Here is a 22,935-nt window from a genome sequence, read left to right as displayed (position 1 = left end):
TATGATTACGCGTTGCCTAACTCAAATGGTAGTTTACGATAACGCTTACCGGTCGCAGCAAAAATTGCATTGCCCACAGCAGGTGCTATCGGCGGTAAACCTGGTTCACCTAAACCTGTTGGTGCATCTTCTGATGGTACAAACTTTACAACCACATCTAAAGGCGCATGTTTCATGCGTAAAAATTTGTAGGTGTGGAAGTTGGTTTGCTCCACCGTGCCTTTGTTAAAGGTTACCTTGCTAAACATAGCGTGGCTCAAACCATCAACTATAGCGCCCTGCACCTGCGATTCGGCACCGCTTTTATTAATCACACGACCACAATTAACCGCGCAATATACTTTGGTAACCCGTAAGTCGCCTTTTGGTGATTTGGTCAGCTCCACCACATGTGCTGCATAGGTAGCAAATGAGTAATGCATGGCAAAACCATAATAAGTATTAGGCTTTTTGTTTTTGCCCCAGTTACTCATTTGGGATACCAGGTCGACAACGCTTTTAAATTTGTCTACATCGTAATTGGCTTTGCCGGTTGGATTGTTTTTGTATTTATCCAGCAGCTCCAAACGTAAAGCGATAGGGTCCTTCTTCATTTCGTGGGCCAGTTCGTCCATAAATGATTCATCAGCAAAACACACCGCGTTACTGGTAGGTGCGCGCCATGGCCCGGTTTGTATATTACTTGGCAAGGTATGGTTGTCGACCCTAAAATTTGGAATAGAGGCTGCTGGAAAACCTGAGGGTATTGATGCACCACGGTCAGCTAATACTGCAGCATTTAAATGCCAGGCAGCAATGGTATTATCAGGGCCAATGGTAGCGCGGTATTTATACATATATGACGGGCGGTAAAAATCATTTTGCATATCATCCTCGCGCGCCCAAAGCATTTGTACAGGTACCTTTGCGGCTTGAGATATCATTGCCGCATCAACACCATTATCTGATTGGAGTTTACGCCCGAAACCACCTCCCTGACGTGGCATTTTCAGTACTATGATATCCTGAGGAACTTTTAGGTTATTCGCTACATCGTTTCTTAACCTTGAAGGAATCTGCGTAGGCCCATAAAGATCTACTTTACCGTCCCTAACATCCGCGAAAAAGTTAAGCGGCTCCATATTGGCATGCGATAGGGCAGGCAATTCATAGGTTGCTTCAATAACTTTTCCTTTTGCTAATGCAGCTTCAACATCGCCGTCATTTCTTGAGGGTCTGTCGGTTGTTTTGCTCAATAATTCGGCAAATGAAGCAAAATGGTCAGTTGTACTTTCTAACGGAGTTTTATCTTCCCATTCAACTTTTAAAGCTGCCTTTCCTTTTTTGGCGGCCCAGGTGGATGTAGCTAAAACGGCCACTAAATTTCTTGAAGGTACAGCCACCACATTTTTAACCCCGGTTACTTTGCGTGCTTCGGTATCATCAAATGATTTTAATGTTTTACCAAATGCCGGGGCTTTTGCAACCGCGGCAAATAGCATACCATCGCGGCGGGTATCAATACCAAATAACGGCTGGCCTGTTACAATTTTTTTATTATCGATGTTAGGTACACTTGTACCTATTATTTTAAAGTCTTTAGGATCCTTTAATTTAACGTCGGTTGGTACGGGTAGGGTAGCAGCTTTTGCTGCCAGTTCGCCATAACTTAGTTTTTTACCGGTAGGTTTATGTATCACAAAGGCGTTCTCTGCATAGCAATCCGCCTCATTTGCACCCCAGGTTTGGGCCGCTGCAGTTGTCAGCATTTGGCGGGCAGTAGCGCCGGCCTGGCGTATAGGCATGTACCGTGTTCTTACCGAACTACTTCCGCCAGCCATCTGGTTGCCGTATTTGGTCTCCAGCGGAGCCATTTCTACTTCAACCTTATCCCATTTTACTTCCAGCTCTTCCGCTAAAATCATGGGTAAGGCTGTTTTTACACCCTGGCCAATCTCGGGGTTTGGCGACATGAGAGTAACCAATCCCTTTGAATCTATAGATACATAAGCATTAGGGTTAAATACCCCCGGAGTATCGGCGACTGCTATTCCATCAGCCAATAAATTAAACCCTATCATTATCCCGCCACCGGCAACTGAAGTTACCTTTATAAAGTGGCGCCTTGAAACTGTTGAATTGCTCATTTTTTGGCTCCTCCTTCCTGTGCTGCCAAATGAATGGCTTTGCGTATGCGTACATGCGTACCGCAGCGACAAATATTAGTCATGTTAGCATCAATATCCGCATCCGTAGGGTGGGGTATCTTTTTTAATAAAGCAGCAGCAGCCATTATCTGGCCGGCCTGGCAATAACCGCATTGAGGTACATCTACCTCTTCCCACGCCAGCTGCAAAGGGTGGGTGCCCGTTGGGCTTAAACCTTCAATAGTAGTAACCTTGTAGTTACCAACAGCGGCAATCGGGAACTGGCATGACCGGGTTGCGGTACCATTAATGTGCACGGTGCAGGCGCCACATTGTGCAATGCCGCAACCAAATTTTGTGCCCACTAAATTCAAATGATCGCGTAATACCCACAGCAGTGGTGTATCGGCGTCTGCATCAACAGTTAATAGCCTGTTGTTTACAGAGATTTTGTAAGTAGCCATAATCGATTTATAATTTAAGTTAATTACTCAAATTTATTGTTTATCATTTCATTTACAGCATGAAACCGGTAACTGAAACGTTACAATACTTATAAAACGGAAATTTAGAATGATTAAAAACAAAAAGCTTACTGCCTTTTTGTACTGCACGTTTTAACTCACGCCGACAAGTGAAGCGCAGATCGGGTGAGTGCACACCACTAAGCTTCCACTTCCTCCACCAACTTGGTTGTAACCACTCCAAATTTGTTTAAAAAATCAACTCCTTCATCACTTGGGATACCTTTATACTCAGCGTATGAGTGTTTAAAAAATACCCGGGTTATCCCTGCCGAAAATATTAGCCTTGAACATGCAATACAGGGTGATAATGTGGTGTATAAAGTTGCGCCTTGTAAGTTGGCACCGTTTTTAACTCCGTAAAGTATGGCATTCTCTTCGGCGTGTAAGGCTAAAGAACAACTTCCTTTCGAGTCGCGGGCGCAGCCCACGCCCGGCCATTCCTCGTCGCAGTTATGCGTGCCTTTTGGCGGCCCGTTATAGCCTATGGATATGATACGGGTATCCTTAGTTAAAACCGCGCCTACATGCGCCTTAACACAATGCGAACGCTGCGCCAGGTCGGTAGCCAGGTTCATGAAAATACTATCGAAAGATGGTCTCATTTTTTTATCATTGGGTCATTGGGTCACTAAGTCATTTTTTATTTGACATTGCCAATGAATTTGATGTAAACATTAAGTTTTAAGTGGATTGTTTCTAACTGTTGTAATAATACCTGGTAGGTATCATTATCAATCAGCTTTCTTGTATTTGACTTTTTTAAAAAGCTTTTCGTTTCAATTATTGAACCACGACTAAAATAGCAGAAATTTTTGTTCTCTTTATAATGATATCGGCCGAATCCTTCAGCAATATTTGCACCTATCGAGTAGGCAGAGCGCATTATTTGTTTACCAACAGTATCTTTTGCGAAGTGGTCCCAACCCATTACGATGTCCCATATCTTATTTGAAAAATCTTCAGCTAAAGTATGCACTTCCAAATCCTCAATTCTATTACTCATAATTTATTGTCTATAAAAATGACCCAATGACTCAATGACCATCAACATGATCCAAATCAATACCCTGTTTACGTAATTCAATACTTACTTTCCAGGCAAAAAATGCCAGGTAGGCAAAGCCCAGTAAAGGCACTATATAGGATAGATGTATACCCCTGGTATCTGCCAGCATACCCTGCACCGGCGGAATAATTGCTCCGCCTAATATCATCATAATTAAAAATGCCGAACCCTGGCTGGTGTATTTGCCCAAGCCGGTGATGGCCAGCGCGAAAATAGAGGGCCACATAATAGAACAGCATAAGCCGCCACTTATAAAGGCGAATGTAGCCAGCATACCACTTGTAAATAAACCTATCAACATAAAGGTTACACCCAATATGCCAAATATTACCAGCGTGCGTACGGGTTTTTGCTGGCCGATAAAAAAGCAAATGATCAATATTACTATGGATATGGCATATATAAAAAAGTGACTTACATCGCCGCCAATGTAGTTTACGGCCAGCACTACGCCAAAAGCAACAAAAGGAACAACAATGGTTAATATGCTTTTAAGGGTTTTTGATAAATTGAACGCGCCTATAGCGCCTGCCCATCTGCCTATCATCAAGCTTCCCCAGTATAAAGAAACGTAAGGCGCAATGTCCGAATCTTTAAAGCTGCCAAAGGCAGGAGTTTTTAATAAGGCACCTAAGTTACTTTGTATAGTAACCTCGGTACCTACATAGGTAAATATGGCTATCATGCCTAAAATAAGCTGTGGGTATTGCATAGCGCCCCAACCCTCGCTGCCTTTTTTTGCTGCCGACAAAGACCCGATTAATGTAAATAATATAATTGCCAGCGCTGCATACACAAAATAGGGTTTGGGTATACCGGTTAAAGTGGTAATTGGGTCAACGGCTAATACGATGCAAAAGGCGATGAAAATAATAAACAAAGGCAGATTAGGCTTGGTGCTTATTTCTAATACATCATCGCCGGTTACTTTGGGTAGGTTTGACAGGTAAAAGAATAAAGCTAAGGCCACAAATAAACCTGTAACTATATAATACAGGCTATTCATTGAGGTTAGCTCAATATGCCCTGCATCAATACCGGTTGAAGCCGTGCCAAATAATACTACGGTAAATATTAGCGGCCCCAATATGCCACCAATGTTATTTACACCACCGGTAAAATTTAAACGGTTAGCGCCTGTTTCGGGCGTACCCAGCGCAATAACAAACGGGTTGCCTGCTGTTTGTTGCAGGGAAAAGCCGAGAGCTATAATAAAGCCTGCGGATAATATTAACCCAAACGACCCTGAATTTAATGCTAACGGCATACTAAGCGCACCTGCTGCGGATATTAACAGGCCCACCGCAATAGCATTTTTATAGCCCAGCTTGTCAACAATATCAACCCGCTTTTTTTGCGATATAAAATACAAAATACCCGAACCTATAAAGTATCCGCCATAAAAAGTACAATCAATTAATTGCGACTCGAACTGTGTAAGATGAAAATGCGCCTTGCAAAAAGGGATAAAAACTCCGTTCGACGCGGCTGCAAATCCCCAAAAAAACCAGATAGTTGCCAGCGTTAACAGTGCGGCCGTATAATTTTTTGATTTGCTATTTTGTTGCATACCCTGTAGGTTTATAATTTTAACGACACTAACATAAATGATTTTTTATTATAAGTTGTTATGTAATATAGAATTAATATACACACAATATTAAAGTTGTTTGTTTAAGGATAAAAGTTGCATATTCGCATACCAAAACGAAACCTAAGGGCTATTTAATGATTGAAGCGGTAATTTCTGGGATTGGGATCGGGCTTATTTTAACGTTTATTACGGGGCCGGTTTTTTTTGCTTTAATTAAAACCAGTATTGAGCGGGGCTTTCATGCAGGTGTGTACCTGGCCCTTGGTGTGGTTTGCAGCGATGTGGTTTTTGTGGGTGCTATCCTGTTCGGCTCGCAATTGTTTGATATCTCTGAACATGCCAAAACCATTGCCGGTGTTACAGGCAGCGTAATATTACTTACCATAGGCATTTATTACCTGTTTAAAAAAGCCGATATTAACTATAATAATGTAGCACCAACAGGTTTAAAACGCACCGGCTATTTTTTAAAGGGCTTTTTAATGTGCATATTTAACCCCACTATCCTGTTTCATTGGATAACGGTTATTGGTACGGCCAGTACCATATACCACCAGGGCGTACATAACCGTACGTTAAAAATCGCCATCATGTTTTTAACTATTTTAATTGTGCAGTTTGGCTTAGATACCACTAAGGCATTTTATGCCAATAAGCTGCGCGATAAGATTTCGGTTAAACTGGTACACCGCTTAAATGAAGTGGCAGGTATCGCCCTCATTATAGCTTCGCTGATATTGATGGATAGATTGGTTACACATTTTGTATTCAGCCCTCCGGCCCCCTAACCCCCTAAAGGGGGAACTATAGTTGAATAAAAAGTAAAAATCCCTTGTTTATAAACAAGGGATTTTTACTTTAACACCAATATGCGTTTCAAAAACTCCCCCTTTAGGGGGCTGGGGGGCTTTACATATACGCCCGTTGATTCTTACCTTCCATCCAGTTAACAAAGGCGCGGTTTACTACTTTGTTACCACCCGGAGTTGGGTAATCGCCGCTAAAATACCAGTCGCCGGTATGATCGGGGCAGGCCTTGTGCAGGTTATCCAGAGTTTGGTAAATTACCTCTACTTTGCAATTAATATCCTTTGGCGTAATTATTTGTGCTATGCGATCTGATATTTGCTGATCTGTAAATGATTCGTAAATAGCTTTAACATAGTTTACCGCTTTCTCTTTAGGCAGTTTGGCACTATCCACACATTTTTGGTAGGTTTCCAGTATCACGTTTTCTTTTCCGGCTTCTTTTAACAAGCTTATAGCCGCCTCAAAAGCCACAAACTCGCCCATGCGCGACATATCAATGCCATAACAATCCGGATAACGTATTTGCGGCGCCGACGAAACTACGATAACCTTTGTAGGGCCGAGCCTGTCCAGTATCTTTAATATACTTTGCTTTAAAGTAGTACCCCGTACAATCGAATCATCAAGCACTACTAAAGTATCGGTGCCGTTTTTAATGAGGCCGTAGGTAGTATCGTATACGTGTGCCACCATTTCGCTACGGTCAGCATCCTGTGTAATAAAGGTGCGCAGTTTAACGTCTTTAATGGCTATTTTCTCCACCCGTGGGGCCATCCATAATAGTTGGGTAAGTTCCTCTTTGGTGTATTTGCCTTCGTGATTAAGAATTGCTTCGTGCTGAAACTTGCGAATGTATTTATGCACCCCTTCTACCATACCATAAAAAGCAACTTCGGCAGTGTTGGGAATATACGAGAATACGGTATTCTTTACATCATGATTAACCGCTTCTAATATCTGCGGGCACAACAAACGGCCCAACTGTTTACGCTCACGGTATATCGAAGCATCGCTGCCGCGCGAAAAATATATACGTTCAAATGAGCAGGCTTTTTTCTCAACCGGCTCGCTAAACATGGTTTCGGTTATCTTACCGTTCTTTTTCACTATCAGCGCATGACCCGGTTTTACCTCTCTGATTTCGTCAATAGGGATATTAAAAGCGGTTTGTATAGCAGGGCGCTCAGAAGCGGCAACAACTATCTCATCATTATAATAATAATAAGCAGGGCGTATGCCTACCGGGTCGCGCATTATAAACGCGTCGCCGTGGCCCAGCATACCGGCAATGGTATAACCACCATCCCAGTTACGGGCAGATTTTTGTAAAATTTTAGCCACGTCCATATCGTTGGCTATCAGGTTACTTATTTTGGCATTATCATCCAGGCCTTCGCGTTTATACTGATCAAACAGGCCCTGCACTTCGGTATCAATAAAGTGCCCCATTTTTTCTAATACCGTAACCGTATCGGCTTTTTCTTTTGGATGCTGACCCAGGTCATACAATTGCTGCAGCAACTCATCAACATTGGTCATGTTAAAGTTACCCGCAATAACCAGGTTACGTGTCATCCAGTTGTTTTGCCTTAAAAACGGATGGCAGCTTTCAATGCTGTTTTTGCCGTGTGTACCATAGCGCAAATGCCCTAATAATACCTCGCCAACAAAACTTACATTTTCTTTCAGCCATTCCGCGTCGGCCATCCTTTCGGGGGTTTCTTTCTGGATGTCGGCAAATTTTTTCTGTATGTACTCAAAAATATCAGCAACGGCGTTTGATGCCATAGACCGGTGACGACTGATGTACCTTTTGCCCGGAGCAATATCCAATTTAATAGTAGCAACGCCTGCGCCATCCTGGCCCCGGTTATGTTGTTTTTCCATTAAAAGGTAAAGTTTATTCAAGCCATACAGTGCCGTACCGTACTTTTGCTGATAAAAAGAAAGTGGCTTTAACAAGCGGATAAATGCCACACCGCATTCATGTTTAATCTGATCGCTCATGATTTGTGATGAGCCGCAAAGTTATAAAATTAAGTGACGTGCTGTTATGCCAATTGTCATTAATTCGTATAAAAATTTAACAAAAACATTAAACGTAATTAATATACATTTTAATCAGTTTCCAGGTGCTGTTCAATAGCTTCGCCTATCTCCTGCAGGGGCATGTTTTCTGTTATTAAGGCACTTTCTACATATACCCATAGGCCGGCATCTGTCTTGCCAATGCGGTGGTAAGCTTCTTTTGCCGAAACATCAAATAATGGCGGCAGGTCTGAGTATTGCTTAACGGTATAGGCTGTGCCATTAATTTTAATGGTGAAATCAGGAGTTTCCATAAAATATAAAATTAATGTGTGCTATAAATACAAACGGCGATGTTAAAAGTTTGTTGTGGTTTGATCCACTGGGTAAAACTAATTGAATTCAAATTCCTTTAACTTAAAGTGCCATTAATATTGCATTTTAGCAGTCAGTTATGAACAAACTCTCCAACTCCACATCGCCCTATTTGCTGCAACACGCCAATAACCCGGTTAACTGGTATCCCTGGGGAACCGAGGCCTTGCAAAAGGCTAAGGATGAAAATAAGCTGATATTAGTGAGCATTGGTTACTCGGCCTGCCATTGGTGCCATGTAATGGAGCATGAAAGTTTTGAAGACGAAAGCGTGGCTGCTGTGATGAACGAGTATTTTGTATGCATCAAAGTTGATCGTGAGGAGCGCCCCGATGTTGACCAGATATATATGAGCGCCGTGCAGTTAATGAGTGGCCGCGGTGGCTGGCCATTAAACTGTATTTGCCTGCCCGACCAGCGGCCCATATACGGGGGCACGTACTTCCGTAAAAACGACTGGACCAGCCTGCTGTTTAACCTGGCCGATTTTTATAAAACAAAACCGCATGAAGCTGAAGAATATGCTGTACGCTTAACCGAGGGCATACAAAATTATGAAACGCTAAATATGGTAACCGGGCACCAGGAATATACTAAAGAAACCCTTGTGCCGATTATTGACAACTTTAAAAAATACTTTGACAGGGCAGAAGGTGGTCTGGGTAGCGCGCCAAAATTCCCGGTACCCAATAACTGGCTGTTTTTAATAAGATATGCACATTTAATGCAGGATGAGGTAATTACCCATCAGGCCAAACTTACCCTCAAAAAAATGGCTTACGGGGGTATATATGACCATATTGGCGGCGGCTTTGCCCGCTATGTGGTTGATGGCGTTTGGCATGTGCCGCATTTTGAAAAAATGCTTTATGATAACGCCCAGCTTATAAGCGTGTATGCCGAAGCCTATACCTGGAACCAGGAAGAATTATATAAACAGGTAGCGAATGAGACAATTGGTTTTACTGAACGTGAATTGTTATCGCCCGAAGGCGGGTTTTATTCGGCATTGGATGCAGATAGTGAAGGGGTGGAGGGGAAGTTTTATGTATTTACAAAAACCGAAATTGAAGATATTTTAGGCGACCATGCCAGCTTGTTTTGCATTTACTATAATGTTACCGAAGATGGTAACTGGCAGGAGGAACATACTAATGTGTTTTTCCGTAAGGAAACAGATGAGAAGTTGGCAGAGCAGTTGGGCCTATCGGTAACCGAACTGCAAACAAAAATCGCGGTAGCAAAAGCTAAAATTTTTGAGGTGAGAAGCAAGCGTGTACGCCCCGGGCTGGATAACAAAATACTGGCCTCATGGAACGGGCTAATGCTAAAAGGTTTATGCGAGGCCTATCGAGCGTTTAACAACAATACCTACCTGCAGCTGGCTTTAAAAAACGCAAATTTTATTACCGATAATTTATTGAATAACAATAGTATAAAGCGTATATATAAAGCAGAACACCATATAGCTTTTTTAGACGATTATGCCAATGTAATTGATGGTTTTATAGCATTGTATGAGATTACCTTTGATGAACAGTGGCTGCATCATGCTAAACAACTGGCAGATACAGCTATTGCCCATTATTACGATAAAGCCAACGGCCTGTTTTTTTATACGGCTGATGATGACGAACAGCTAATAGCCCGTAAATCAGAAATTATGGATAGTGTTACGCCGGCATCAAACTCGGCTATGGCGCGTAATCTTAAAAAACTGGGTTTGTTATTTGATAACGATGAATACACCGAAATAACCGCGCAGTTATTACGTAATGTGCTGCCTTCTATGGCTAAGTATGCGCCATCGTATTCCAATTGGGCCATGTTATTATTGGATGAGGTTACAGGCATAAATGAAGTAGCCATTACGGGTACTGATTTTGAAAAATATCGTATAGAAATTGAAAAAAAATATATTCCTAATAAAATAATGTTGGGTGGTAAATCAGGAAGTTTACCTTTGTTGCTCAACAGGTTTGGCAGCACTACACAAATTTTTGTGTGCAAAAATAAAACCTGTGGCTTGCCGGTTACTAATGTAGCCGACGCGCTAAAACAAATTGAATAAGCAAATACTTATATAAATAGCAACAAACAATAAAGTATAATGAAAATTGAACCGCAACACGTAGTGTCATTAACCTATGATCTATATAGTCCGCAGCAGGATGGTACAGAAGCTTTGGTTGAAAGTACATCAGAAGAACAACCTTTAACCTTTTTATTTGGAGTGGGCCAGATGCTGCCCAAATTTGAAGAAAATTTAAGCACCCTTGCAACCGGCGATAGCTATGATTTCCGCATATCGGCAGCAGACGGTTATGGCGAATTTGACGATAGTGCCGTAGCTAACCTGCCTATTGAGATGTTTAACGGTGCCGATTTGCCCGAAGTTGGAGCCGTATTACCCTTGCAGGATAACAATGGCAACCATTTTCAGGGTGTGGTAGTATCCATTGCCGAAGATTCGGTTATTGTTGATCTTAACCACCCTATGGCCGGCCAGGAATTGCATTTTAAAGGTAAAATATTAAATGTTAGGCCCGCAACCCCCGAAGAATTATCACACGGCCATGCACACGGGCCGGATGGTCATCATCATCACTAAAAAAATCAGCGCCCGGCAGTAATGCCGGGCATTTTACTTCATATCAATATGGCCATCGTCGTTAATACGGCAACTAACCATAATGCGTGACGAAATTGGGTTTTTGTTTAATGTTGCGGGGATAAAAGTTTTGTCTTCTTCTGGCAATGGTTTAATATTTACATTTATCACCTGTTCACCTGCCGATAAAGATATAAGGTGAATTTTAAAATAGGCCAGTTTACCCCCAGGGCTAATCAACAATTCAAGTTCGATATTTTCCTCAAATAACTCAGGAGGGAGTTTAAAACAATTTAAAAAGGGAATATAGCCAAAATATCTGCCCCCGATTTTTATCGGTTTGGTTAATATGTCAGTATTTTTAGGTTCATAATCAAACAGGTATTGAAAGTTTGAGGTACTATCTTCTGTCGCTTCATATTGTAATGTATTGGTGTCATAATTAAAATTCTCAATCAATTCGCCATTCCTGTTAAAAAAATGCCATAGGCCCGCTCTTTTATCGTTCTGATATTTGCCGCTTGCAAGGGCAAATTTCTTTTTATAAAGTGCCTGGTATAATCCCTGCTTAATTTCCCTGTCGGTACCAATGCTATAAATATATTTTTCTGTTACGTAAGGAGATATTTTACGGGTACGTTTATACAAAACCTGGCTAAAGCCAATGTTGGTTGCAAATACCAACGCAATAATGATGATGTTTTTCAAAACAGGTTTTTTATCGCCAATTTAAAGTTAATAATTAAATTGCTGCCAAAATAATCACAATTATGTCAACTCCAGCTGACCAATCAACCTATAAGCCTGTTCGTTTTTCTGAAACTATAATAACCGAGTTAATGATACCATCATACTCCAACTTTGGCGGAAAGATACATGGCGGTATTTTATTATCGCTGATGGATAAGGTAGCCTATGTTTGTGCCGCCAAACACGCGGGTAACTATTGCGTAACGGCATCTATTGATACGGTTGATTTTATGCAACCCGTTGAGGTGGGCGAGTTGGTATCGCTTATGGCCTCCGTAAATTATGTGGGCAAAACTTCGCTGGTGGTGGGCATAAGGGTGATATCAGAAAATATTAAAACCAACGTGGTAAAACATACCAACACCAGTTATTTTACCATGGTGGCAAAGGATGAGCAAAACAATCCTGTGCTAATACCGGGGCTGGTATTAGAAAACAAGGACCAGGTACGCCGTTTTATTGAAGCGCGCCGTCGCAAGGAAATTAAACGAGGCTATAAACAGGAAATTGAGCATATTGCTATTCCTGCGGATTTTGAGCAATGCAAACAACTGCTGGCGGATGAGCGTTGCGCGGTGTCATCATAAATTATCAGTTGCCCATGTTTTTATAAGAGGAAATTTTTTTAAAAGAATTGAAATATACTTTTCTTGAAATAAAACTGTTATATTAGTGTCATAATATAAAACCTGATTAATGAGTTTTTTGAGCGAAGTGTTGCACCCTCCTTCATATGGATGGAAGGATGAAAGTGGTGCCCTGTCTAAACCCCGTCCGGGACAAATTTTAAAAGAGTTTTTTTCGAGGTTAAATATTTTTAAAGACAAAAAGAACTGGCTATCTTTTATGAGCTGGATAATGGTGCTTTTGCTGGCGCCATTTTTAATTATTTTCTTTTTTAAATACTTCACATTCAAATTATTAATAGCCGCGTTTGTGTACAGCATGATCATTATGGGTACACACGGAACCATTTGGCATCACCGTTACTGTACGCATGGCGCATATAAATTCAGCAATAATTTCTGGCGGTTTTTTACACAAAATTTGACGCTTAAAATTATTCCCGAAGAAATTTATGCCATATCGCACCACGTGCATCATGCACTGTCTGACACGCCCGGCGATCCGTATAACGCCACAGGCGGCTTTTTATATTGTTTCCTGGCAGATGTTAACCATCAGCCAATAGCACGTAATATGAGCGAAAATGATTATGGCAAGTGTGTAAAGCTAATGCGCCATACCGGCGTTAAAGTAAATACCTACAAGCAATATAAAGTTTATGGCACTTTAGCCAACCCAACGCGTACCATTATCAGTGTAATATTAAGCTGGGGTTTTTGGTTCACAGCGTTTTATTTAATGGGCGGCATTGGCCTGGCCTTTGCTTTATTTGGTGCTGCAGGATTTTGGGCCGTAGGTGTACGTACCTTTAATTATGAAGGGCATGGCAAAGGTGAAGACAAGCGTCGCGAGGGTATTGATTTTAACCGCGATGATATGTCTATCAATCAGGTATGGCCCGGCCTTGTAGCCGGCGAATGGCACAATAACCACCATTTGTTCCCAACAAGTGCACGCAGTGGTTTTAAGCCCTTTCAAGTTGATACGGCCTGGTATTATATCAAATTTATGAGTATGATAGGCGCTGTAAAATCCTATAACGATTCAAAAAACGAATTCTATCAACAATATTACAAAGCCCCGGTTTGTGCGCTTCAAAAACAGGAAGAAGAAGTGTTGCAGGATAATGAAGTTGAACAAGTGCTGGTATCAGAATATTAAAACATTTAAACATAATTTACTGTTGCAATGGTAACTAAAATTTAAACCCATGAAAAAAGCAACAGCAACATTGATGATGGTATTGGCCATTACAGTAACTTCAATTGCGCAACAAGTAGTAAAAAAGGAAGACAAGGTTAAAAAAACAACCACAATTCCGCAAAAAGTGCATAATATTTTTAGTAAGCATAAAAAATACAGCGGTACTAAAACAAAGCATATTGTAAAAGTTGAAAAAACTAAAAGCTAAACTACTTTTTGCCTTAACAAAAAGGGGACCAGTTGCATAACTGATCCCCTTTTTTATGGTTAAATAACTGTCTGTTAAAAAAAGTATTGCCTATTTATAAATAGAATTTTTACCTTAGACAACCAATTGTTTTAACCACTACAGTCAATTTTATGAACAGGAATTTATCTTACTTGCTTGCGTTGCTATTAGTTGTAATTTTCTTTAATAATATTGCAAGCGCACAAATACCAACAGGTATTTTTGAAGGACAAAATGATGTAGGTAATGTTAAACCCAAAGGAACAGCAACCTACAATTCTTTAACCCAGCAATACACCTTAACATCATCAGGAGCCAATATTTGGGCCAATGCTGATGCTTTCCATTTTTTATGGCGTAAAATTAAGGGCGACTTTATTTTGCGGGCAAATGTGCAGTTTATAGACCGCAAAGGTGCCGACCCGCACCGTAAGCTGGGCGTAATGGTACGCTCATCCTTAGATGCCGGTTCAAAATATGTTGATGTAGCTGCGCATGGTAATAAGGTTGCGGCGCTACAATACCGCCTGGCAGATAACGACAGCACCAGGCAAATAGAATCAAAAACAAGCGGTGCCAATGTATTACAGTTAGAGCGGAGGGGGAATGTGTACACCATGTCTGTTGCTAAACAAGGCGATCCGTTTACCAATGATACCTTTACAACCACCGAAATTGGCGATGATGTATACGTAGGTATATTTTTATGCGCCCACAATGCCAAAGCTGTTGAAAAAGCGGTGTTTAGCAACGTTAGAATAGTTGTACCCAACAAACCTGATTTTAAACCTTATACTGATTACATAGGCAGTAATATTGAAATACTGGACTTATCTACTAACAGAAGTAAGGTGATCTATCAGTATGATAAATCTATACAGGCCCCAAACTGGACAAGGGATGGCAAAAAGCTGCTGTACAACAAGGACGATCTTTTATATACTTATGATTTAGCCACCAACACGCCAACTTTATTAAACACCGGCGATGTTAAACGCAACAACAACGACCACGTTATATCATTTGACGGCAAAAGGCTGGCTATAAGTAGTTTTGGCGCGAAAGGAGGCCCCGATAATGGTAAATCAGTAGGTTATGTATTGCCAATTACCGGCGGCATACCCAAACGTATAACTACTACTGCGCCATCATATATACATAGCTGGTCGCCTGATGGTAAGTCAATCGTATTTATGAGTACCCGCGATAATAATTCCGACATATACCGGGTATCACCTGATGGTGGCCTGGAAACCAGGTTAACAACTGACCCCGCTTATGATGACGGTTGTGAGTTTACCCCTGACGGTAAATACATCTATTTTAATTCAACACGCTCCGGCCATATGCAGATATGGCGCATGAAGCCCGATGGCAGCGAGCAAACCCAATTTACGCATAGCGAGTTTAATGATTGGTTCCCGCATGTATCGCCTGATGGAAAATTTATAGTTTATATATCTTTCCTGCAAACCGAGGTGAAACCTGACGAGCATCCGTTTTACAGGCACGTATACTTACAACGGATGCCTATAAGTGGCGGCAAGCCCGAAGTTATAGCTTATTTATATGGCGGCCAGGGTACCATAAACACTCCGTCTTTTTCGCCTGACGGGAAAAAAATAGCGTTTGTGAGTAATACGGATCTGTTATTCCCGATTTTCCCTATTGAACATCAGCAAAAAAAATAATATTATTACATGCAGATATAAACAGCCGTTTATAGGGTACTGCTTTGTGAAAACTTAAATTGACAACAAGACTAAAAAAATGAAATTAAGATTAGGAATGATTGGTGGTGGCGAAGGCGCGTTTATAGGTGCTGTACACCGTATTGCCGCCCGTATTGATGATGAGTATGAATTGGTTTGCGGCGCTTTTAGCAGCAATCCCGAAAAATCAAAAGCCAGTGGTGTAATGTTGGGTTTGGATGCCGCACGCGTGTACAATTCCTACCAGGAACTGATTGAAAAGGAAAAACAGTTACCGGCAGATAAAAGAGTACAGGTTATCAGTATTGTTACACCAAATCACGTTCATTTTGATCCAACCAAATTAGCTTTGGAAAACGGCTTTCATGTTATTTTAGATAAACCGATGACCTTCTCGTTGGCCGAAGCTAAAGAACTGGAAAAAGTGGTTAAAAGCAGCGATAAACTATTTTGCCTTACCCATACCTACACCGGTTACCCAATGGTAAAAGAGGCTAAACAGCTGATAAAAAGCGGTAAACTGGGTGCTATACGTAAGGTTTATGTAGAATATCCGCAGGGATGGCTAAGCGAGTTTGTGGAAGGTGGAGATAATAAACAAGCCGAGTGGCGCACCAATCCTGCAAAAAGCGGTATTGCAGGTTGCATGGGCGATATTGGTACCCACGCGTTTAACCTGGCCGAATATGTTACCGGTTTGCAAACTACTAAAATGTGTGCCGATATTAATATAGTGGTTGAGGGTCGTAAATTGGATGATGATGGCGCGGTATTGCTAAAATTTAATAATGGTGCAAGCGGGGTGTTAACATCTTCGCAAATTGCAGCAGGCGAGGAAAATAATGTTAAAATAAGGGTTTATGGCGAAAAGGGTGGCCTGGAGTGGCAACAAGCTGATGCAAACTCGCTGCTGGTTAAATGGGGCGATAAGCCTGCCGAAATAAGGCGTACAGGCGCGGGTTATGTAAGCTCGTTTGCAACACATAATACACGTACACCCGCCGGGCACCCGGAAGGTTACCTGGAAGCGTTTGCCAACTTATATCGCAACTTTGCTTTAACTATTAAAGCGGGTATTGAAGGTAAACAGGCTACACCCGAGATGCTGGATTTTCCGGGCATTGAGGATGGTGTAAGAGGGATGGCGTTTGTAGAAAATGTTATTGCCTCGGGCAAATCAAATGAAAAATGGACAAATTTTAATGTGTAATAACTTAACAACTGTCATCTCGAACGAAGAGAGAGATCTATACACAAGCCATTCCCGCTATTCAATAGCCGATGTATATGTATAGATTTCTCACTATCGTTCGAAATGACACAAAGAAAAAATAAAAAATTATGACAACTATTAAAGGACCGGCAATATTTTTAGCGCAGTTTTTAGGCGACAAACCACCTTTTGATACCCTTGAGGATATTTGTAAATGGGCAAAAAGCCTGGGATTTGAAGGTGTGCAGATACCCACATGGGCAGGTAACTACTTCGACCTGCAAAAAGCAGCCGAAAGTAAAACCTATGCCGACGAGATAAAAGGTTTGGTTAATAGCTACGGTTTGCAAATAACTGAACTTTCAACCCACCTGCAAGGACAACTGGTTGCCGTTAACCCGGTTTATGATAAACTTTTTGATGGTTTTGCCCCCGCGCAATATCATAACAACCCTAAAGCAAGGCAGGAGTGGGCCGTACAGCAACTAAAATACGCGGCCAAGGCATCGCAAAACTTAGGTTTAAATGCGCACGTTACTTTTAGCGGCGCGCTTTTATGGCCAATGGTTTATCCATGGCCCCAGCGCCCTGCAGGTTTAGTGGAGACCGGTTTTACCGAACTGGCTAAACGCTGGAAACCTATCTTAGATACTTTTGACGAAAATGGTGTTGATGTTTGCTACGAGATACACCCGGGCGAGGACCTGCATGATGGTATTAGCTATGAAATGTTTTTAGATAAGGTAAACAACCATAAACGTGCTTGTTTGCTGTATGATCCATCGCACTTTGTATTGCAGTGTTTAGATTACCTGGATTTTATTGATATCTACCACGAGCGTATTAAAATGTTCCATGTTAAGGATGCTGAGTTTAATCCAACAGGTCGCCAGGGCGTGTATGGCGGTTACCAGGGATGGGTTGACAGGGCAGGGCGTTTCCGTTCATTAGGTGATGGCCAGGTTGATTTCCGCAGCATATTCAGCAAAATGGCGCAATATGATTTTAAAGGATGGGCGGTAATGGAATGGGAATGCGCCCTTAAACATCCGGAAGACGGTGCAAGAGAAGGCGCTATCTTCATAAAAGATCATATCATCCGTGTAACTGAGAAGACATTTGATGATTTTGCCGGAACAGGCACTGACGAGGAATTGAATAAAAGCGTTTTGGGTATATAACCATGCCTAAAAACTTTTATTTGAAACCATCCAATTATTAATATCTTTATTAATCAATTATAAACCTAAAATTTAAAGAAGAATGCAAATTAATCGTTCACAATTATTTACGGCAAGTTGTCTTGCCTTAATGGTAACCGGCCTTTCGTTTGGTATAAGGGCAGGCACGTTAGACACCATGGGCGCGCAGTTTAGTCTGGACAAAACTCAACTTGCGTCAATTACATCTACAGCTTTTACAGCCTTTTCAGCAGTAATTGTGCTAGGCGCATTTATTGTAGACCTTATTGGTATGAAACGCCTGCTTGTTTTGGCATTTTTATTCCATATAGCCGGCCTGTTACTTACAATATTGGCAGCTAATTTCTGGCAATTGTATGTCGGTACGTTATTGATAGGTTTTGCCAATGGCACTGTTGAAGCAGCATGTAATCCGTTGGTTGCTGGCATGTACACTGATAATAAGGTAACGAAGCTTAACCATTTTCACTTATGGTTTCCAAGCGGAATAGTGATCGGCACTATGGTCGTATTCTTGCTTAATAAAGTGGGGGTAACAAGTTGGCAAGTACAAGTTGGTTTAATGCTAATACCTACTGCAATTTACGGGTTCCTGTTCTCTAAACTTGAGTTCCCTGTTACCGAACGTGTATCATCAGGTGTTAGTTATGGCGGTATGTTTAAGGCGGTGCTTAATCCACTATTTATTTTTATGATAATCTGTATGGTAGGCACAGCAACAACCGAGTTGTTTACTGGTCAATGGATAGATGTTCTTTTAAGGAACGTTTCAAGCAACGCCTTGTTATTGTTAACCTTAGAAACAGGAGTAATGATAATTGGTCGCGGTTTTGCTAAACCTATACTTAAAAAAATCACCCCTCAGTCGCTATTATTGGTTTCTGCAATTTTAGCTGCATTAGGGTTATACATGTTTACTACTGTAAGCGGCCCAATGTTATATCTTGCCGCGATTATATTCGGCATGGGAGTTACCTTTTTTTGGCCAACAATGCTTGGCTTTGTAAATACCCATCTGCCTAAAACCGGCGCATTAGGTTTAAACTTGATGGGTGGCGCAGGTATGTTTTCGGTAGGTATATTCACGCTATTTATGGGCGGGTACTACGATAAAGTAGAAAAAAGTGCCGGTGGTAATAAATTGTTGGCCGGGCATGCAGTACTAAATGCAACGCTTGTTATTCCTATCGTTTTAATAGTAGCCTTTATAGGCCTTGTTATTTATATGCGCGGTCGTGGTAAATCTGCCGCGGCTGTACAGGATACAGCGGTTGCTTAATTATAGCAGTTGATCATAACAAAAAATGCAGTATAGTTTCTATGCTGCATTTTTTGTTATATTTAACTAACTAATTATAAACCAAATGGCTTCACAACAAAATCGCAGATCGGCGATAAAAAACATTATTGCAGGTGGTGCTGCTGTAGCTTCCGCAGGCGCATTATCATCATTTGTATCAGAAAAATCAACTATGCCGTTAAAACTTAAAGGTAATATTAATCACTCGGTGTGCGCCTGGTGCTATAAAATTTCGCTGGAAGAATTATGCATAGCTGCTAAAGAAATAGGCATTACCGCTATTGACCTGGTTGGCCCCGCAGGCTGGCCCACACTTAAGAAATATGGGCTGCACTCATCCATGTGCTGGGGTGCCGAAATAAACCTTACCGATGGTTTTAACGATAAAAAAAACCACGCTAAACTATTTGAAAATTATTCAAAAATGATTCCGATGGTTGCGGCTGCCGGTTATACAAATTTGATTTGCTTTAGCGGCAGCAGGCGCGGCATGGATGATGAGACAGGATGGAGCAATTGTGTAGAAGGTTTAAAACCATTGGTAGCTATAGCCGAAAAAAATAATGTTATTATAGCTATGGAACTGCTGAATAGCAGGTTTGACCATAAAGATTACCAATGCGACCGCACCCCGTGGGGAGTGGAGCTGGTTAAACGTATAAACTCGCCGAATTTTAAATTACTGTATGATATTTACCACATGCAGATTGATGAGGGCGACGTGATACGCACCATACAAAATAACCACCAACACTTTGTACACTACCATACCGGCGGCGTACCCGGCAGGGCCGAGATAGATGAGAGCCAGGAACTATATTATCCGGCAATAATGCGAGCGATATTGGCAACAGGCTATAAAGGTTATGTAGGGCAGGAGTTTATACCTAAAAGAGAAGATAAAATTGCTTCGTTAAAACAAGGCGTGCAAATTTGCGATATTTGATGAATGATAAATATCGCTGCCGCACATAAGGTTTATAATAAAGGCAAAGCCAACCAGGTAAATGCTGTTAATGGCATTGATCTTTTTATTCCCGATGGCCAGTTTGTAGTTATTGTGGGTTCAAATGGTTCGGGCAAATCAACCTTATTGAATTTGATTGCGGGTAGTGTGTTGCCAACCTCGGGTACCATTAGCATTGATGGAGAAGATGTAACTAAATTGCCTGATTACAACCGCAGCCAATGGATAGCACGTGTTTTCCAAAATCCGTTAAGCGGCACTGCGTCTGAGTTAAGTATACTGAATAATTTCAGGCTGGCGGCTATACGTACAGGCGCTAAAGGGCTTACAATTGGCATTAATGAAGCGTTTAAGCAAAAAGTTAAGACGACAATAGCCACATTGGGCATGGGGTTAGAAAACAAGCTGGAGCAGCCCATGGGCACACTATCGGGCGGACAAAGACAAGCTTTAACTTTGCTGATGAGTGTAATGGACACTTGTAAGATTTTATTGTTAGATGAGCCTACTGCCGCTTTAGATCCACGCTCGGCCGATGTAGTAATGCGCACCGCTCAAAAGCTTACCGAAGAGTTTAAACTGACTACCATATTGATCACCCATAATTTAAAGGATGCCTATAACTATGGCAACCGGGTTATACAAATGGCCGAAGGGGTAATTATAAAAGATTTAGATATTCATCATAAATCTAAATTAAAACAAGCCGATTTATTTGACTGGTTTGGGTAAGGGTAAAAGTAAAAGTGTTGCACCTACGGCGCAAATTTTTCTTTCTTGTTCTGTTCTACAAACAGGTAGCTCCTACGGAGCATTAGCTTCCGTTTAATTAATGTTTATTTAAAAAAAATACTACATAGGGACAAACCTTGTAGTTATTTTAATAGACATGTAATTCAGCTGCGTAAGTTCTACAAACAGGTAGCTCCTACGGAGCATTCACTTCTGTTTAATTAATGTTTATTTAAAAAAAAATGCTACATAGGGGCAAACCTTGTAGTTATTTTAATAAACATAAACATATAATTCAGCTTGGTAAATGCTGCCGTAATAAATAATAGATAGATATCGCTATTCATGCTCCGTAGGAGTTACCTATTTGTAGAAACCCGGGACTGCCCCAATAATAGATAGATATCGCTATTGATGCTCCGTAGGAGCTACCTATTTGTAGAAACCCGGGAGACTGCCCTAATAATAGACAGATATTGCTATTGATGCTCCGTAGGAGCTACCTATTTGTAGAAACCCGGGACACCTAATATAATTGCTCCATAGGAGCTACCCTTACACCGTAAAAAAATTGGCAAAGTTATTGTATTCATCAATTCACTATGAAAAACAACATCTTTCAAAACATAACCGACGCATACCAACTGGTAAGTGGTGCCAGGATAAAAGCTAAACAGCAGGACGAGATTTTTGAACTGGGCGATTATGATGCCAATAAAAGGGGATATACCGTTTATCCTTTTGAAGAAGGGTTGAAGTTTACCGATTTTAGTGTAGTTATCTCTGAAAACGAATTAAAAAACAACTACCTGATAGAAGATCAAAAAACAGCTTCATTACGTGCCAATGAAATGAGCCCCGAAGTAAGGCTGATGAGCAGGTATTTAAAAAGTGCTTAAAATCAATATAGTTAAAGTCGTGCTGAATTTATTTCAGCATCCCACACACAAAGTATGCATTATGAGATGCCGAAATAAATTCGGCACGGCTAGGAATTATTATTTTTTTACGGCCCTTGCTTTTTTAACCTCGGCAACAGTAACTGCTGAGGCTTTATTGCCAAAGTTATTGCGTACATAAGTTAATACGTCGGCAATTTCCTGGTCCTTTAAAAAATCTTGTGCAGGCATCACATTCGAAAATGTTTGGTCGCCAACATCAATTGGTGTATTTAACCCGTTTAGCACAATAGCCGCTAATGCAGGTTTAGGGCCCAATACAAATGTAGTTTTAGCCAATGGCGGGAACATATTACCCGAGCCTAGTCCATCTACCATGTGGCAGGTTATACAAATTTTGCTATAAACCAATTTACCGCGCCCAATGCTTGCTGATAAACTGCTGGTAGTCCGCTTGGTAACACGTTTGGCGACATGTTTTTTAGCTTGCGCGAATACTGATCCTGTTGATAAAAGCGTAAATGCACAAATTGCTGCGATCTTATATAATTTCATTTTTTTATTTCTGGTAGGTTATTTTATAAACACCGCCTTTATTAGATGTATCATCACTTACATAAATAGAACCATCCGGGCCCATTGCTAAACCGCAGGGGCGGCGCACGGCACGGCCTGATTCAGTTTGGGCCTGTGTACCTGCAAAACCATTTGCAAATACTTCCCACTGGCCATCAGGCTTGCCGTTTTTAAAGGGTTGAAAAACAACGAAGAAGCCCGCCTGTGGCTCAGGTGATCTGTTCCATGAACCATGGAAAGCTATGAACGCTCCGTTTTTATATTTTTCAGGGAATTGGTTACCGGTGTAAAACAATAAACCATTTGGTGCCATGTGGCCGGGGTAAGCGGCAACAGGGTCAATAGCGTTTTCGCCACCTGTTTTTTTACCGTCGCCACCATATTCCGG

At 41.3% G+C, this 22,935-nt stretch carries 23 protein-coding genes; 13 read left to right on the top strand and 10 right to left on the bottom strand.

Features of this window, described 5'->3' with window-relative positions; genetic code table 11:
- Window positions 1-5 precede the first annotated feature (5 nt).
- The 5 genes from ABI367_RS07470 to ABI367_RS07450 form a co-directional block, all read right to left on the bottom strand.
- Window positions 6-2,126 (bottom strand): xanthine dehydrogenase family protein molybdopterin-binding subunit, encoded by a 2,121-nt coding sequence (locus ABI367_RS07470; protein WP_462227495.1) that lies wholly within the window; start codon window positions 2,124-2,126, stop codon window positions 6-8.
- On the bottom strand, window positions 2,123-2,590 hold the full coding sequence (locus ABI367_RS07465) for a (2Fe-2S)-binding protein (protein WP_462227494.1): 468 nt from the start codon (window positions 2,588-2,590) through the stop codon (window positions 2,123-2,125). Before ABI367_RS07465 ends, ABI367_RS07470 begins: the two co-directional genes overlap by 4 nt.
- A gap of 200 nt (window positions 2,591-2,790) precedes the next feature.
- On the bottom strand, window positions 2,791-3,255 hold the full coding sequence (locus tag ABI367_RS07460) for a deoxycytidylate deaminase (RefSeq protein WP_462227493.1): 465 nt from the start codon (window positions 3,253-3,255) through the stop codon (window positions 2,791-2,793).
- 38 nt (window positions 3,256-3,293) lie between these two features.
- Window positions 3,294-3,656 (bottom strand): four helix bundle protein, encoded by a 363-nt coding sequence (locus tag ABI367_RS07455; RefSeq protein ID WP_462227492.1) that lies wholly within the window; start codon window positions 3,654-3,656, stop codon window positions 3,294-3,296.
- A 31-nt stretch (window positions 3,657-3,687) separates the two neighbouring features.
- Window positions 3,688-5,289, bottom strand: coding sequence for an MFS transporter (locus ABI367_RS07450; protein ID WP_462227491.1), 1,602 nt, complete (start codon window positions 5,287-5,289; stop codon window positions 3,688-3,690).
- A gap of 158 nt (window positions 5,290-5,447) precedes the next feature.
- On the opposite strand from ABI367_RS07450, the gene ABI367_RS07445 reads away from it, so the two are divergent.
- Complete coding sequence (locus ABI367_RS07445; protein WP_462227490.1) at window positions 5,448-6,101, top strand: LysE family translocator; 654 nt, start codon at window positions 5,448-5,450, stop codon at window positions 6,099-6,101.
- A gap of 121 nt (window positions 6,102-6,222) precedes the next feature.
- Here ABI367_RS07445 and ABI367_RS07440 read toward each other — a convergent pair whose 3' ends face one another.
- Together ABI367_RS07440 and ABI367_RS07435 are read right to left on the bottom strand one after the other, a co-directional pair.
- Complete coding sequence (locus ABI367_RS07440; RefSeq protein WP_462227489.1) at window positions 6,223-8,130, bottom strand: amidophosphoribosyltransferase; 1,908 nt, start codon at window positions 8,128-8,130, stop codon at window positions 6,223-6,225.
- 110 nt (window positions 8,131-8,240) lie between these two features.
- Window positions 8,241-8,465 carry a hypothetical protein gene (locus tag ABI367_RS07435; protein ID WP_462227488.1) on the bottom strand — a complete coding sequence of 75 codons (225 nt, stop codon included), beginning with the start codon at window positions 8,463-8,465 and terminating at the stop codon, window positions 8,241-8,243.
- Window positions 8,466-8,605: 140 nt separating this feature from the next.
- Between ABI367_RS07435 and ABI367_RS07430 the strand changes: the two genes are divergently transcribed.
- The gene (locus ABI367_RS07430) at window positions 8,606-10,597 is read left to right on the top strand and encodes a thioredoxin domain-containing protein (RefSeq protein ID WP_462227487.1); all 1,992 of its coding nucleotides are present in this window, start codon (window positions 8,606-8,608) and stop codon (window positions 10,595-10,597) included.
- Window positions 10,598-10,636: 39 nt separating this feature from the next.
- Complete coding sequence (locus tag ABI367_RS07425; RefSeq protein ID WP_462227486.1) at window positions 10,637-11,137, top strand: FKBP-type peptidyl-prolyl cis-trans isomerase; 501 nt, start codon at window positions 10,637-10,639, stop codon at window positions 11,135-11,137.
- Between the two features lie 33 nt (window positions 11,138-11,170).
- Here ABI367_RS07425 and ABI367_RS07420 read toward each other — a convergent pair whose 3' ends face one another.
- Window positions 11,171-11,845 (bottom strand): hypothetical protein, encoded by a 675-nt coding sequence (locus ABI367_RS07420; protein ID WP_462227485.1) that lies wholly within the window; start codon window positions 11,843-11,845, stop codon window positions 11,171-11,173.
- 62 nt (window positions 11,846-11,907) lie between these two features.
- On the opposite strand from ABI367_RS07420, the gene ABI367_RS07415 reads away from it, so the two are divergent.
- The 10 genes from ABI367_RS07415 (at window position 11,908) to ABI367_RS07370 (ending at window position 21,971) form a co-directional block, all read left to right on the top strand.
- Complete coding sequence (locus tag ABI367_RS07415; RefSeq protein WP_462227483.1) at window positions 11,908-12,474, top strand: acyl-CoA thioesterase; 567 nt, start codon at window positions 11,908-11,910, stop codon at window positions 12,472-12,474.
- A 109-nt stretch (window positions 12,475-12,583) separates the two neighbouring features.
- Entirely contained in the window at window positions 12,584-13,675 is a 1,092-nt protein-coding gene (locus ABI367_RS07410; RefSeq protein WP_462227482.1) for a fatty acid desaturase, read from the top strand.
- Between the two features lie 49 nt (window positions 13,676-13,724).
- Window positions 13,725-13,925 (top strand): hypothetical protein, encoded by a 201-nt coding sequence (locus ABI367_RS07405; protein WP_462227480.1) that lies wholly within the window; start codon window positions 13,725-13,727, stop codon window positions 13,923-13,925.
- Between the two features lie 152 nt (window positions 13,926-14,077).
- Window positions 14,078-15,637 (top strand): TolB family protein, encoded by a 1,560-nt coding sequence (locus ABI367_RS07400; protein ID WP_462227479.1) that lies wholly within the window; start codon window positions 14,078-14,080, stop codon window positions 15,635-15,637.
- Between the two features lie 79 nt (window positions 15,638-15,716).
- On the top strand, window positions 15,717-16,868 hold the full coding sequence (locus ABI367_RS07395) for a Gfo/Idh/MocA family protein (protein ID WP_462227478.1): 1,152 nt from the start codon (window positions 15,717-15,719) through the stop codon (window positions 16,866-16,868).
- A 131-nt stretch (window positions 16,869-16,999) separates the two neighbouring features.
- The gene (locus ABI367_RS07390; protein WP_462227477.1) at window positions 17,000-18,052 is read left to right on the top strand and encodes a sugar phosphate isomerase/epimerase family protein; all 1,053 of its coding nucleotides are present in this window, start codon (window positions 17,000-17,002) and stop codon (window positions 18,050-18,052) included.
- 82 nt (window positions 18,053-18,134) lie between these two features.
- A complete protein-coding gene (locus ABI367_RS07385) occupies window positions 18,135-19,352 on the top strand; it encodes an MFS transporter (protein ID WP_462227476.1) in 1,218 nt (405 codons plus the stop codon).
- A gap of 85 nt (window positions 19,353-19,437) precedes the next feature.
- On the top strand, window positions 19,438-20,319 hold the full coding sequence (locus ABI367_RS07380) for a hydroxypyruvate isomerase family protein (RefSeq protein ID WP_462227475.1): 882 nt from the start codon (window positions 19,438-19,440) through the stop codon (window positions 20,317-20,319).
- 3 nt (window positions 20,320-20,322) lie between these two features.
- The gene (locus tag ABI367_RS07375; RefSeq protein ID WP_462227474.1) at window positions 20,323-21,072 is read left to right on the top strand and encodes an ABC transporter ATP-binding protein; all 750 of its coding nucleotides are present in this window, start codon (window positions 20,323-20,325) and stop codon (window positions 21,070-21,072) included.
- Between the two features lie 602 nt (window positions 21,073-21,674).
- Window positions 21,675-21,971 (top strand): hypothetical protein, encoded by a 297-nt coding sequence (locus ABI367_RS07370; protein ID WP_462227473.1) that lies wholly within the window; start codon window positions 21,675-21,677, stop codon window positions 21,969-21,971.
- 99 nt (window positions 21,972-22,070) lie between these two features.
- Here ABI367_RS07370 and ABI367_RS07365 read toward each other — a convergent pair whose 3' ends face one another.
- Window positions 22,071-22,526 (bottom strand): c-type cytochrome, encoded by a 456-nt coding sequence (locus ABI367_RS07365; protein WP_462227472.1) that lies wholly within the window; start codon window positions 22,524-22,526, stop codon window positions 22,071-22,073.
- 4 nt (window positions 22,527-22,530) lie between these two features.
- Window positions 22,531-22,935 (bottom strand): PQQ-dependent sugar dehydrogenase (locus ABI367_RS07360; protein ID WP_462227471.1); only part of this gene is annotated, 405 nt, incomplete at its 5' end.

Source organism: Mucilaginibacter sp. (assembly GCF_039935595.1).
Classification (GTDB): Bacteria; Bacteroidota; Bacteroidia; order Sphingobacteriales; family Sphingobacteriaceae; genus Mucilaginibacter.
This window is presented reverse-complemented; position numbering and strand designations above follow the sequence as displayed.